The sequence below is a fragment of the Nocardia mexicana NBRC 108244 genome (assembly GCF_001613165.1).
Taxonomy (GTDB): domain Bacteria; phylum Actinomycetota; class Actinomycetes; order Mycobacteriales; family Mycobacteriaceae; genus Nocardia; species Nocardia mexicana.
Map to the genome: position 1 here is coordinate 53,256 of NZ_BDBV01000066.1, position 13,711 is coordinate 66,966.

Below are 13,711 nucleotides of genomic sequence, written 5' to 3' on the forward strand. Positions count from 1 at the left end.
CTCACTCGCTCCGCCGTGACAGGATCTCGACGTACCCGTCCGCACCGTTCACCCGGATGCGGTCACCGTCGCGGATCAGCTCGGTGGCATGCTCCACGCCGACCACCGCGGGCAGGCCGTACTCGCGGGCGATCACCGCACCGTGCGTCATCACTCCGCCGACCTCGGTCACCAGGCCGTTGATCGCGACGAACAGCGGGGTCCAGCTCGGATCGGTATAGGCGGTAACCAGGATGTCGCCCGTCTCCAGGTCGGCCCGCGCGAGATCGGACACGACGCGGGCGCGGCCCTCGATCGTCCCGGCCGATACCGCCATGCCGGGCAGCGCATCCGCGGGCAAGTCCTCGCGCCGATACGCGCCGGTGAGGGCCTCGCCGTCGGAGGTGAGCACCCGCGGCGGGGTGAGCGCCCGGTACGCGCGGAACGCCTCCTTGCGCTCGTCGATCAGCTCCGCGTTCGCGCGGTGCGTGTTCGCCACCTCGCGGAGTTCGTCGAATGTCAGGTAGAAGATGTCCTCGGGCTCGCGCAGCACGCCCGCCCGCACCAGGCGTCCGGCCTCCTCCAGCAGGGCCCGCTTGTAGACGAAGTAGCGGCTGACCATCCGGTACTTCGGATACTCCCGATACCCGGAGAACGTGCGGACGCGGTCGATCATCCGCTCGGTCTCGGCGGCCTTCCGCTCGCCGTCCGGCAGGGCCCGCAGACGGTGCAGGAGTTGCGCTTTCGTCCGTTCGGCGTCGCGCAGGCCGTCCTCGAACCGCTGCCTGCCCGCGCCGGGCCGGAAGTTCCGGATATTGCCGAGGATGGTCGGCACCAACGTGGCGGGGCTTTCGCTCCAGCGCGGCCTGGTGATGTCGATCTCGCCCGCACAGCGCATGCCGTACGTGTCGAGGAAGCCCTCGATCGCGGCGCGCGCCTCGGGCCCGCCCGGGCATTCCGCCAGCTCCTCCAGGAAACCGTTCCCGGTCGGCCCCGCCCGCTCGACCTGTTCCAGATAGGCCACCGCCTCCGGATGCGGGCGGATCGCGTCGGCGACGTCCAGCAGCGCCAGGCCCATCTCGGAGGTCACGTTCCCCGGCACCGACTGGGTGAGCGCATCGGCGGCGTTCTTCTCGCCCAGCCATTCCTGCAGTCGATCGTTGAGCCAGAACGAGGCATCCACCGCGGCCGTGATCACCTGCAGCCCGCGCGGGGTGAACAGGACCCGCTGCAATTCCCGGATATCGGCTTGGACGAAGTCGAGCAGTGCCGGTCCGGACGCGCCGCGGATATCTCGCTGCAACGCCGCGAAGGACGCCTCGCTCTCCGCGATCAGCTCGGTGACGATACCGGGATCGGTCTCGATCGGCGCGGGTGCGGCGGCGGCCGGTGCGGCGACCGAATCCTGTTCCGGCACTTGACGAACGAAGCCGCGGTCGATCACGGTCCGCAGCGCGTCCCCGATCAGGGGATCGGACTTGCCGAGCGCCTCGGCCAGACCGGCGGCGCTGCCCGGCGACGACAGCATCTTGGTGACATCCACGAACAACCGCCCGCCCGCGGCACGCATCGGCGCCCGGCTCGTGAGCTGCCACAGCGAGATTCCCAGGGGCTTCATCGCGTCGGTCATCATCTGCTGGTGACCGACCGAGACGTAGACGCGGTTGTCCTCGTCGGCGGTCTCGGGAATCGGGAACAGCGTGGTGATCGGCCTGCTCTGGACGATGCGGACCGCGTCGCCGTCGAGGCACCACTCGATGTCCTGCGGGGCGCCGAAATGTGCCTCGATGCGGCGGCCCAGCCGCGCGAGCCGCAGCACCTCGGCGTCGGTGAGCACCGGTTCGTCCCGGTGCTCCGGCGCGATCTCCCGAACCTGAGTTCCGCCCGCCGGCGCCGACTCGACGGACAGTTTCTTGGTGCCGATCGTCCTGCCGGTGACGCTGCCGTCGCGAACCCGGTAGACGTCGGCGTTCACGAGGCCGGAGACGAGGGCCTCCCCCAGGCCGAAGCCCGCGTCGATGGATACCACCGTCCGATCGGAGGTGACGGGGTCGGCCGTGACCATGATGCCCGCCGCCCGCGGGAAGACCATCCGCTGCACGACCACCGCCATCCGGATCGCCTTGTGGCCGAACCCGTTTCGCAGGCGGTAGGTGACGGCCCGCTCGGTGAACAGCGAACCCCAGCACCGGCCGACGTGTTCGAGGATCGCCGCGGACCCCACGATGTTCAGATACGTGTCCTGCTGGCCGGCGAAGGATGCGGTGGGCAGATCCTCGGCCGTCGCACTGGACCGGACGGCGTAGGCGCCCTCCGCACCGAGCCGGGCGTGCGCGCCGACGATCTCGGCCGCCACATCCTCGGGAATCACGAGTTCCGTTACGGCGCAGCGCATCTGCGCGCTCAGCACACCGATACCTGCCCGGTCGTCCGGTTCCAGGCGGGCCAGCTCGCCGAGCAGATCCTCGATCGACGGCGCGGCTGCCAGCGTCCGCGCGAAGGCGTCCGTCGTCACGCAGAAACCGTCCGGCACCGCGACCCCGTCGACCCGCATCAGCTCGCCGAGATTCGCCCCCTTGCCGCCGACGTCCGCGACATGCGTCCGGCCGACCTCCCCGAGACTCAGCACATAGGCCAACCCGCACTCCTCACCTGGTTGTTTCGGTTGTCAGCGAGCGATTATGGACCATAAATCGGAGCCTCATGAGGCCCCGGAATTCTCTGTACAGTGGAAGGTGAAGGGGGACGACGGCGAAGATCACCTCTTCCGGGTGAATCCGGGGGTCGCCGATGCGCGCAGAATCCGGCGAATGCAGTATCTGCTTCCGGACAGTCAGCGCCGCTCGCTGGACGAGCTGACCGATCGGCTGGATCTGTCGGTCGGTGATTCGTCGGCGAAGCGGTCCGCGTTCTGGATCATGCTGGTGCTGTCGGCGGTCATCGCGATCTCGGGCGTGGCGGGTGATTCCACGGCGACCGTGATCGGCGCGATGATCGTGGCCCCGCTGTCGGTCCCGATCCTGGGTATCGGGCTGGGTATCGCGACCGGCCGGGGACGTCTGGTCGGGCGGAGCCTGCTGCTGGTGCTCGCCGGGGTCGCGGTGGTGATACTGCTGGGCTTCCTGTTCGCGCAGCTGCTGCCCAATCCGGTTTCCGTGCTGTCGAATTCGCAGGTGCAGGGGCGGACGTCGCCCACCCTGATGGACCTCACGGCGGCGCTGGCGACCGGGCTGGTCGCGGCGGTGGCGATCACGCGGCGAGACGTCGGCGACGTGCTGCCCGGGGTGGCCATCGCCATCTCCCTGGTGCCCCCGCTGGCGGTGGTCGGCGTATGCCTCGGCTCCGGCGCACCGGCGTTGGGACTGGGTGCGCTGGTGCTGTTCGTCTCCAACGTGGTGGCCATGATCCTCACGACGACCGCGGTGCTCGTGGGCGTCGGATACGGCCGGGAGGCCGGGGCGGCCACCCCGCGCCGCGGCCGGGCATACCTGGTGCTGACCGCGGCGCTGGTGCTGGTCGCGCTGCCGATGACGGTGAATTCCCTGGCGTCGCTGTGGGCGGGCCAGATCTCCGACGCCGCCAAGGACTGGCTGCGTGATACGCCCGGCGCGGAGGTCACCGACGTGACACTGCAGAGCGATACCGCGACCGTGTCGGTGCTCGGACCCGAACAGCTGCCGCCGATGGCCGACCTGCAGCACGCCGTCGACGGCCTGATGCCCTGGAATCCGGCGGTCGTCGTGGTGCATACGGTCGGCGAACGCGTCACCGGCGAGTAGGCCGGCCTCATCCGCTGCGGGTGAGGCGGGGTTCCCGGGCGTCGGCGGATACTGCGGCGATGGACAAGACAGCGAAACCCTCGATCGTTTCGCGGATCTCGATCACGCAGTGGCTGGCGATCGTGCTGACGGTGCTGGCCGTCCTGTTCATCGTGGCGAACCGCGACCGGGTGGAGATCGAGTTCCTGCTGATCACGATCCGCTCGCCGATGTGGCTGATCCTGCTGGTGATGTTCGCCGTGGGATGGCTTGCGGGCCTACTGTTCCGGCACGTCCGGAACTGATCACGGCTCCGGAAGATCCGCCACGGCGGCGGCGACGGTCGGGTACACCCCGATCGGCGCGCCACCGGTCTGCGCGGTGCGCAGCTCGTCGCCGAACTGGCCGATGGACCGGGCGATGCGGAAGTCGATGCCGCGGCGTGCGAGACCGTCGCGCAGGTCGTCGAGCACGGCGGCCGCGGTGACGTCGATGGTCGGCGAGGTCTCGGCATCGAGGACGACGAGCTTGGTGTGCTCGGTGCACAGCTGCCCGATCCGGTCGCGGACATAGTCGGCATTGGCGAAGAACAGTCCCGATTCGACGCGCACCACCAGCAGATCCGCGCGGCGCGGCAGGCCCGGATGGCGATCCGCGTCGAGCCACAGCGTGCCCTGCTTCGCCAGCGGCACGACGTGCGGGCGGGAGGTGCGGTAGACGAGCAGCAGCATCGAGATGCCGATGCCGATCAGCAGGCCGGGCAGGGTGTCGAACAGCAGCACACCGAGCATGGCCGCCACCGCCGCCGTGAAGTCGGCGCGGGCCGCCTTGCCGTAGATCGCGCCCAGCCGCTCCGTCCACGCCCGGTACAGCCGCCGCAGCGCGGCGATGTCGACCAGCTCGATCACGGCGGCGATGACCACGCCCGCCAGCGTCGCCTCGGGCAGCTTCTCGAACAGGCCGGTCAGGAACAGCAGGGTCAGCACGGTCAACGCGGCCACCACGAGACCGCTCAACTGCGTCTTCGCCCCGGCCGAACCGTTGACCGCGGTCTTGGACAGGCTGCCGTTGACGACCATGCCCGACGCCAGCCCGGAGCCGAGATTCGCCGCGCCCAGCCCGAGCAGTTCGCGGTTGGCGTCCACCTCGTAACCCGCCCTGGCCGCATAGGTTTTCGCCGCGCCCAGCCCCTCGGCGAAGCCGATCAGCACCACGCCGACGGCGGGGCCGAGCAGGTCGAGGTAGTCGCGAAACCCGACCCCGCCGGGCAGACCGACCGCGGGCAGCCCGGAGTCGATGTGGCCGACGATGTCGACACCCTTGTCGTCCAGGCCGAACACCGCCACCGCGGCGATACCCAGCAGCACCGCCAGCAGCGATCCGGGAACCAGCGGCAGCCACCGCTTCAACCCCAGTACCACGGCGAGACTCAGACCACCGAGAAGTACTGTGCGCCATTGTGTTTCGCCGAGGTTCGTCAGCACGCCCCAGACCTGCTCGAAGAAGTCGCCCTCGTGTTTGCCGATGCCCAGCAGCTTCGGAACCTGGCCGACGATGATGGTGAGCGCCAGCCCGACGATGAACCCCTCGAGCACCGGCTCGGAGATGAACGACGCCACGAACCCGAGCCGGATCAGCCCGGCCAGCAGTCCGGCCAGCCCGGTCACGACGGCCAGCGCGGTCGACAACGCGAGGTACCGGCCGCCGTCGGCACCCGCCAGCGGCGTCACGATCGCCGCCGACAGCGCCGCCGTGGCCGACATCGGCCCCGTCACCAGATGCCGCGAACTACCCGCCAGGGCATAGAGCACCAGGGCGGGCACCGCGGCATACAACCCGGTGACGGGCGGGACCCCGGCAATGGACGCGTACGCCAATGCCTCCGGAACCAGCACGGCCCACACGGTGAGCCCGGCGATCACGTCGGCACGCACCCACTGCCGCCGGTACCCCCGCAGCGATTCGAAGACCGACCGGGGCGCCGCCGCGTGATTCCGCTCCATCACAGATCACCGACGACGGTGCCCATGGCGTCCGTGCGTCAGTCCTGCGGGCGCCACGTGGCGACGGCCCAGATGACCACGACGTCGAGCGCGATCACCAGCACCGACCACCACGGGTAGTACGGCAGCCACAGGAAGTTCGCGAGGATCGACACCGCGGCGATGCCGATCGCCGCGCCACGACCCCAGGCGGTCCCCGTCATCAGGCCGAGGGCGGCGACCACCAGGATCACGCCCAGCACGATGTGGATCCAGCCCCAGGTGGTGATGTCGAACTTGTAGACGTATTCGACGCCCACCACGAACAATTCGTCCTTCGCGACCGCCGAGATGCCCTCGAACAGCGACAGGATGCCGACGGTGATCAGCAGGATCGCGGCGCCGATCGAGGTTCCGGCGGCCAGCCCCTGTCGCACGGGATGGTTCTCCTGCGAGGTTGTCATTTCCGACTCCTTCCTGGCAGATATCACCGCCGACTCTGGCGCAGGGGCCGCGGCGGCGCCTCACCCGCGCAGGGTGACGCGGTGGCCGCGACGCGTTCGAGGTCATCCCGAGCGGATGATGTGTGTGCGATGGCACCGCTGGAGCCTGAGATCCATGTCGAATGCCGTTCGCTACCAGTTCGTCATCGAGGGCGAACTGTCGGAACGCGCGCAGGCCGCCTTCCCCGAGCTGACTCGCAGCGACCGCTCGACCTCCGGTACGACCCTGCTGTACGGGGCCGTGCCCGACAGCACCGCCGTACGCGGCGTGATGGCGCGGATCGACGCGCTGGGACTCACTCTGCTGGAGATGTCCCGGCTGCCGGATTAGCGCCGGGGTACCCGCGCTCCTCGAAGTCGCCGCCGGTCGCCGGCGCCTTGTCGGCGATCAGGGCGCTCACCCAGCGCGTCGTCGGATCGATGTCCAGCAGCAGGGCTTTCACCAGCAGCGTCATCGGCACGGCCAGCAGCGCGCCGAGCGGCCCCAGCACCCAGGACCAGAACACCAGCGACAGGAACGTGACGGTGACGCTGAGACCCACCGAATCCCCGACGTACTTGGGCTGGATGATCGACTGAATCACGAAGTTGATCGCGCAGTAGACCACGATGACCCAGATCATCAGCGCCGGACCGCTGTCGAGCAGGGCGAGCAATGCGGGCGGCACCAGGCCGATGAGGAACCCGATATTCGGAATGTAGTTGGTGATGAACGACAGCACCGCCCACAGCATCGGCAGCGGCACCCCCATCCACCAGAGGGCGGCGCCGTCGAACACCGCGACGATGAACCCGAATACCGTCGACACCATCAGGTATTTGCGGGTTCCGGCCGCGAATGCGGTGAGCGCATAGGAGATTTCGGGCCGAATCTCCGCGACCACGGCCATTTTCCGGCGCATGCTCATGCCGTCGATCGCCATGAACATCAGCAGCGCCGCGAGGAAGAACAGATTCGACAGCACCCCGATGAGGTTTCGCAGCGCGCTCTCCAGCATGCCGACGACATTGTTCATGTCGAATCCGCTGAGCATGTTGTGGATCTGATCGGTATTCACCCCCGCGTCGGACAATGCCGAGCGAATGCCCGAAAGCAGGTCGCTCACCCGGTCGCTGTACTGGGGAAGTTCGGTGGCCAGCTGTGCCGCCGACAGGATCAGCGCACCGAGCAGCAGGATCAGGATCAACCAGACCGCCAGCAGCGCCAGCACCATGCCGAGCCACGCCGGCAGGCCGCGGCGCTGTGCCCATCGCTGCAGCGGCTGGACCGCCACGGTGAGCATGAGAGCCAGGAATGTCGGCGCCAGCACCTCGGAGAATGCCTTGATACCGCCGATGGCGATCACCGCCGCCGCGATCGCGAGCACCACGATCAACCCGCGCGGAATCGCCCACGCACCGGCCGTCGCGGCCGGCGGCGCCACCTTCCCCGGCGGAGCCTTCCGGCTCGATCGCACCCGCACGGCGGCGACTGTAACCGCGTCCGCGCAGCGACTCTTCACACCTTCCGGATGAATTCGATCCGATCAAGATTCCATCGCACCCCTCGGCACACAGCAAACCATCGGTATACGTTCGGGAACGGACGGATCAGACGCACTACATACGCTCGGCCGAAATGGAGAACCTTACGGAGGGGTTGTGGTTGCACCAGAACTATCCGCTATCGATTCGGGCGACAACCGTGGCCTCACCGCCCACGGAACGACGCATACGCCGCCCGTTCTCCCATTCCCCCCGGTGCGAATAGCCGGGCCGCACGCACGCCTGGACCGCGCCACCCGCACACCCAACGGACACACCGCCCTCATTTGCGCACCCGCGGGAACCGGCAAGACCGTCCTGGTGGCCGATTGGGCGCGGCGGCGCTCGGACGTCCGCATCGGCTGGGTCGGCATCTCCGACATCGCGGCCGAGACCGACCGGCTGTGGCAGGCGGTCGGCGCCGCGCTGGACCTGCCGATTGCCACCGCCGCGCACCGGATCCCGGACTCACCGGCGGACGAGCCCGCGGCGATCCTGTCCGCGCTCGCCACCCGCTCGGACCCCGCCGTGCTGATCATCGATGACGCACACCTGATCAGTGATCCGCTCACGCTGTCCGGTCTCGAACATTTCGTCGAACACGCACCCGGATCCCTCACCATTGTGGTCGTCGGCCGTCACGATCCGCCGCTGCGCTGGCACGCCCTGGAGATGACCGCACGGCTGACCCGCATCGGACCCCACGACCTCGCCTTCGGCGAGAAGCACACCGCCGAACTGCTCGCGCAGCACGACTGCCGGCTCACCGGCTCCGAGCTGTCCACCATCCAGGAGATCACCTGCGGCTGGGCCGGGCTCGTCCGGATCGCCGCCATTCACCTGGCCGCGCACACCGGCGACCGGGACACCGCGATCGCCGCGCTGGCCCAGGGTCCGCACGCGGTGGCGGATTTCCTGGTCGGCGAGCTTCTCGACGTGGTGTCGCCCGAGGCGCTCGACTTCCTGGTCGCCACGTCGGTCCCCGATCAGTTCTGCGCCGACCTGGCCGAGGAACTGGTGGGGACGACCGCGTCTCGCACGCTGGACCTGTTGCTGCGCAACAATTTTCCCCTCGAGGTCGTGGCCCGCGACGGCGTACTCTGGTACACCTACCACCCGATGCTGCGCACCTATCTCCTCGCCGAGTGCGCCCGCACCGATCCCGGCCGGTCCACCGAACTGCACCGCGCGTGCGCGCACTGGTTCACGACCGCCGGGCTGCTGCCGAACGCGCTGCACCATGTGCTCGCCGAACCCGGTCGTCCCGCACTGACGGGGTTCATCCGAGATCACGGACCCCGCATGGTGTTCGAAGGCAACGGTCCGGCCCTGTTCCGGCACCTCGACCATCTGGAGGGCGCCGCCGACGACCCGTTCCTCCTGCTGCTGCGCATCGCCGACGCCATCGAACACGCCGATCTCGTCCGGGCATCGGCACTGGCGGACCTCATCGGTGAACGCGCCCACCGGAACTCGGCATACGCCGCCCCGAACCTGCTGCGCCCCTTCACCGATGCCGTCCGCTGCGATGTCGGTGTCGCGACCGGACGGGTCGCGTCGGGACCACCGCCGGAATCGCCCGCACCGACGGGACACCCGGACCTCGACTGCTACATCGCCTTACAGACCGCGACAGCGCACACCCTCGCGCCGGGCGCCCCCTCGTGGGGTGAGCCGGAGCTGCGCCACGCATTGGCGCTGTCGGAGCGGGTCCGGCTGCACCGCCTCACCCTGCACGCGCTCACCCGGCTCGCGCTCGCCGCGGGGCTCGGCGGCGCGCTCACCGTGATGCGCGAACGCGCCTGCCGGGCCGTCGCTTTCGCCGAGGACCACCATCTGAACGACACCGCGCCGCTCGCCCACGCCCGCGTCATGGCCGCGCTGATGTCGTATCTGCAGGCCGACGACGAGTGCACGCGTCTGGAAATCCTGCCGCTCGCACGGCGATTGGACGGTTCCACCGCCCCGGCTCCCGGCTGGCACGCGGAGGTCCTGGCGCGACTGTTCGACTTCGACACGACGCCCGATCGGCACGCCGTCGCCGACACCCTGCGGAGCGAGATGCACCGCCTGCTCGACGAGGCGCCCCAACCGGCGACGACCGGCGGGCTGCTGGTTCACGTGGCCTGGGCGCTGCTGCGCGTGCGCTGGTGCGAAACCACCCGGCAGCTGCTCGACCGGGCCGTGGCGGTACTGGGTCCGCGACCCGAAACCACGCTCGTCGAGGCCGCTCTCGCCGACCGCAATCAGCGCTCGGTCGTCACCGTGGAACTTGTCGAGCCGCTGCTCGAGCGCGACGATCTGCATCCGGTCTCGGCCATCCACGCGCGGCTGCTCTATGCCTCGGCCTGTCATCGGCTCGATCGGCCCACCGCGACCTACGAGGCGCTGCATCGAGCGCTCGGCCTCGCGTACGCAGACCGACTGGTCCGTCCTTTTCTCGATGTGCCCGGCATATCGGAACTGCTCGACCAGTTCGTAGGCAGGTTCGGATATCTCGACGATTTCGTCGACCTCGTCCGGCGCCGCTCCCGCACCCGCGGCAATGCCCCGCAGCTGACCAGCACCGAGACCACGGTGCTGCGCCAACTCCCCTCCGGCATGACCACCCACAGCATCGCCGCCGACATGGGCGTCTCGATCAACACCGTCAAGACCCACCTGCGCGGCATCTACCACAAGCTCGGTGTCCGGACCCGCGCCGACGCGATCACCCACGCCCGCACCCTCGGCCTGATCTGAACCCGTTTCACCCCAATCGGATGAAGCGCGCGGCGCGCGGACTCGCGACGATCGGGCCATGGCGAACGACGGTCTGGGCCCGGTGGAACTGACGGTGCTGACATTTCCCGGCAGGCGGATCGCCGAACCGGTGGTCGACGCCCTGCGGGACGTGGTCGACCGCGGTGACGCGACGATCATCGACCTGGTCTATCTCACCAAGGACGGGTCCGGCGACGTGGTCCAGGTCGAGGTCGACGAATCCCTGCACGAGGCCGGGCTCGCCGACCTGACCGTCGACCCGCGCGGGCTGGTCAGCGACGAGGACCTGGACGTGGTCCGCGAGTCGATGGCACCCGGCACCTCGGCCGTCGTCGTGGTCTACGAGCAGACCTGGGCCCGCCGGCTCGCCGGAACCATCGCGGCCGCGGGCGGCGAACTCGCCCTGCACGTGCAGATCCCCCGCGACGCCGTCGAAGCGGCACTCGCCGCACCCTGAGAAAGGAACCGCCCCATGGTGTTTCGAGCAGGACGCATCGGCAGGCCCGGCCTCCTCGGCACGATCGCGCGCACCGCCGTCGTAGCGGGAACCGCCAGCGCGACCGCCAACGCCGTCAACCGGCGCTCCCAGCAGCGCGCCGCCGAACAGCAGGCCTATGCGCAACAGCAGCAGCCGCAGTACCCGCCGCCGCAACCGGCGCCCGCGCCGTCCGAGGAGGGCCTGGTCGAGAAGCTGGAGCGCCTCGGCAGGCTGCACACCTCCGGTGTGCTGTCGGATCAGGAATTCGCGGCCGCGAAGGCTCAACTGCTCGAATCATGAAGTCCGGCAACTGCACTCGCAGTGCCGACCCGAGAGTATCGAGGTGAATCATGTCGGTGTGGGAAGCGCTCTGGCTCATCGTGGTGAGTTTCGCGTTCGTCGCCTATCTGCTGATGCTGTTCTACATCATCGGCGACCTGTTCCGGGACAAGGAGACCTCCGGCTGGGTCAAGGCCGTCTGGATCGTGTTCCTGTTCGTGCTGCCGCTGCTCACCGCGCTCGTCTATCTGCTGGTCCGCGGGCGCGGCATGGCCGAACGCACCACCACCGCCGTGCGGGAGGCGCAGTCGGCGGAGCAGGACTACATCCGCACGGCCGCCGGGACCAACTCCGCGGCCCAGATCGCCGACGCCAAGAAGCTGCTGGACGACGGCACGATCTCCGCGGAGGAATTCGAGCGGCTGAAGCACAAGGCGCTCGCCTGACCCCGCCGGTCCCGTGAAGCAGCCCGACAGCTCCGAAACGAGGCACTCATGACCGCATCGCTGGATTTCGACGACAACACCGACTTCGAAGACGCCGCAAGGGGATTCGTCACGGCGCTCGATCCCGCCGTCATCACCGCCGCCGACGGGCGCACGGTGTGGGACGGCGAGGCCTACCGCTTCCTCGACGCCGACTGCCCGCCCACGGCGAACCCCAGCCTCTGGCGGCAGGCGCAGCTGTGCAACAAACAGGGCCTGTTCGAGGTCGCCGAGGGCATCTATCAGGTGCGCAACCTCGACCTGTCGAATATGACCGTCATCGAGGGCGACCAGGGCGTCATCGTCATCGACCCGCTGATCTCGGCCGAATGCGCGGCCGCCGCCCTGGCACTGTATCGCGGCCACCGCGGGGACCGCCCGGTCACCGGCGTCATCTACACGCACTCGCACGCCGACCACTTCGGCGGCGTGCGCGGCGTGATTCCCGAAGGGCACGAACCGGTTCCGATCCTCGCGCCCGCGGGCTTCCTCGAACACGCCGTGAGTGAGAACGTCTATGCCGGAAACGCGATGACCCGCCGCGCGATCTTCATGTACGGCGGCGCACTCGCGAAAGGCCCGGACGGGCAGATCGGCTGCGGGCTCGGCATGACCACCTCCCTCGGCAGCATCGGCCTCGTGCCGCCCACGGTCGACATCACCGAGACCGGGCAGGAGGAGAAGATCGACGGCGTCAGCATGGTCTTCCAGCTCACCCCGGGCACCGAGGCGCCGGCCGAGATGAACTTCCTGTTCCCCGACCGGCGGGCATTGTGCATGGCGGAGAACGCGACTCACAACATGCACAACGTGCTCACGCTGCGCGGTGCCCTGGTCCGCGACTCCCGCATCTGGGCGCATTACCTCGACGAGGCCATCGCGCTGTTCTCCGACAAGGCCGACGTCGCCTTCGCCTCCCACCACTGGCCCACCTGGGGCGCCGACCGCTGGACCGCCTGGCTGGCCGGACAGCGAGATATGTACGCCTACATGCACGATCAGACCCTGCGGCTGATCAATCAGGGCCACACCGGAGCCGAGATCGCCGAGGAGCTCGAGTTCCCGCCCGAACTCGACCGGCTGTGGGCCAACCGCGGCTACTACGGATCGACCAGCCACAACACCAAGGCGGTCTACCAGCGCTACATGGGCTGGTTCGACGGCAACCCCGCGCACCTGTGGGAGCATCCCCCGGTCGAGCAGGCGAAGCGCTACGTCGCCGACTACGGCGGCGTCGACGCCGTCGTCGCCAAGGGGCGCGCCTACGCCGACCAGGGCGATCTCCGGTTCGCGGCCACACTGCTCAATCACGCCGTCTTCGCCGAGCCCGCGCACGGCGGCGCCAAGGACGCCTTGGCCGGGGTGTACGAGCAGCTCGGGTACGGCGCCGAAAACGGCCCGTGGCGCAACTTCTATCTCGTCGGCGCCCAGGAACTGCGGCACGGCACCACCCCGGCCGCCCTGGACACCACCAATCCGGAGACGCTGTCGGCACTGACCATCGACATGCTCATCGACTCACTTGCCGTGCGCGTCAACGGACCTCGCGCCGCCGAGGCCGGAAACCTCACCATGGACTGGGATCTCACCGACCAGGGCCGCATAGTCCGCCTCACCCTCTCCCACGGCGCCCTCACCCACCGCACCCACACCACGAAGGCGCCCCTCCGAGGCGCCGCCGACCTGACCCTCCACCTCACCAAACCCCAACTCCTGCAAACCCTTACGGGCGCCGGACTGGACGGCATCGCCATGGACGGCGACCCCCGCGTCCTCGAAACCCTCACCAACCTCCTCGACACCCCCGACCCCCACTTCCACATAATCGAACCCTGAGGCAGCGGTTTGGTGCGGCCACCCCTCCGTCTCCTCCGCCCGCAACCCGGACCCGGCCGATGGACGCGGGACATTCGCTGATGCCGCGGCCCGCGCATTGATTGGGCATCCAAACCGGTTGTCC

At 69.0% G+C, this 13,711-nt stretch carries 12 protein-coding genes; 8 read left to right on the plus strand and 4 right to left on the minus strand.

Annotated elements, in window-relative coordinates:
• Position 1 precedes the first annotated feature (1 nt).
• Positions 2-2,608 (minus strand): rifamycin-inactivating phosphotransferase, encoded by a 2,607-nt coding sequence (gene rph / locus NM1_RS25500; protein ID WP_246011400.1) that lies wholly within the window; start codon positions 2,606-2,608, stop codon positions 2-4.
• Between the two features lie 181 nt (positions 2,609-2,789).
• Between rph and NM1_RS25505 the strand changes: the two genes are divergently transcribed.
• A complete protein-coding gene (locus tag NM1_RS25505) occupies positions 2,790-3,758 on the plus strand; it encodes a DUF389 domain-containing protein (protein ID WP_068024969.1) in 969 nt (322 codons plus the stop codon).
• Between the two features lie 59 nt (positions 3,759-3,817).
• Complete coding sequence (locus tag NM1_RS25510; protein ID WP_068024789.1) at positions 3,818-4,042, plus strand: LapA family protein; 225 nt, start codon at positions 3,818-3,820, stop codon at positions 4,040-4,042.
• On the opposite strand, the gene NM1_RS25515 is transcribed toward NM1_RS25510, so the two are convergent.
• Both NM1_RS25515 and NM1_RS25520 read right to left on the minus strand, forming a co-directional pair.
• A complete protein-coding gene (locus NM1_RS25515) occupies positions 4,043-5,740 on the minus strand; it encodes a SulP family inorganic anion transporter (RefSeq protein ID WP_068024794.1) in 1,698 nt (565 codons plus the stop codon).
• A 38-nt stretch (positions 5,741-5,778) separates the two neighbouring features.
• On the minus strand, positions 5,779-6,183 hold the full coding sequence (locus NM1_RS25520) for a DUF7144 family membrane protein (RefSeq protein WP_068024797.1): 405 nt from the start codon (positions 6,181-6,183) through the stop codon (positions 5,779-5,781).
• 154 nt (positions 6,184-6,337) lie between these two features.
• On the opposite strand from NM1_RS25520, the gene NM1_RS25525 reads away from it, so the two are divergent.
• Entirely contained in the window at positions 6,338-6,553 is a 216-nt protein-coding gene (locus NM1_RS25525) for a DUF8691 family protein (RefSeq protein ID WP_068024973.1), read from the plus strand.
• Here the strand turns inward: NM1_RS25525 and NM1_RS25530 are convergent.
• Positions 6,519-7,685 carry an AI-2E family transporter gene (locus NM1_RS25530; protein ID WP_068024975.1) on the minus strand — a complete coding sequence of 389 codons (1,167 nt, stop codon included), beginning with the start codon at positions 7,683-7,685 and terminating at the stop codon, positions 6,519-6,521. The genes NM1_RS25525 and NM1_RS25530 overlap by 35 nt on opposite strands.
• A gap of 277 nt (positions 7,686-7,962) precedes the next feature.
• On the opposite strand from NM1_RS25530, the gene NM1_RS25535 reads away from it, so the two are divergent.
• From NM1_RS25535 to NM1_RS25555, 5 genes are read left to right on the plus strand one after another with little or no spacing between them, the layout of a single operon-like run.
• Entirely contained in the window at positions 7,963-10,488 is a 2,526-nt protein-coding gene (locus NM1_RS25535) for a winged helix-turn-helix domain-containing protein (protein WP_068024801.1), read from the plus strand.
• 58 nt (positions 10,489-10,546) lie between these two features.
• On the plus strand, positions 10,547-10,966 hold the full coding sequence (locus NM1_RS25540; protein ID WP_068024803.1) for a DUF6325 family protein: 420 nt from the start codon (positions 10,547-10,549) through the stop codon (positions 10,964-10,966).
• 15 nt (positions 10,967-10,981) lie between these two features.
• Positions 10,982-11,287 carry an SHOCT domain-containing protein gene (locus tag NM1_RS25545; RefSeq protein ID WP_068024807.1) on the plus strand — a complete coding sequence of 102 codons (306 nt, stop codon included), beginning with the start codon at positions 10,982-10,984 and terminating at the stop codon, positions 11,285-11,287.
• 50 nt (positions 11,288-11,337) lie between these two features.
• A complete protein-coding gene (locus NM1_RS25550) occupies positions 11,338-11,712 on the plus strand; it encodes an SHOCT domain-containing protein (protein ID WP_068024810.1) in 375 nt (124 codons plus the stop codon).
• A gap of 48 nt (positions 11,713-11,760) precedes the next feature.
• The gene (locus tag NM1_RS25555; protein ID WP_068024813.1) at positions 11,761-13,587 is read left to right on the plus strand and encodes an alkyl/aryl-sulfatase; all 1,827 of its coding nucleotides are present in this window, start codon (positions 11,761-11,763) and stop codon (positions 13,585-13,587) included.
• Positions 13,588-13,711: the final 124 nt, after the last annotated feature.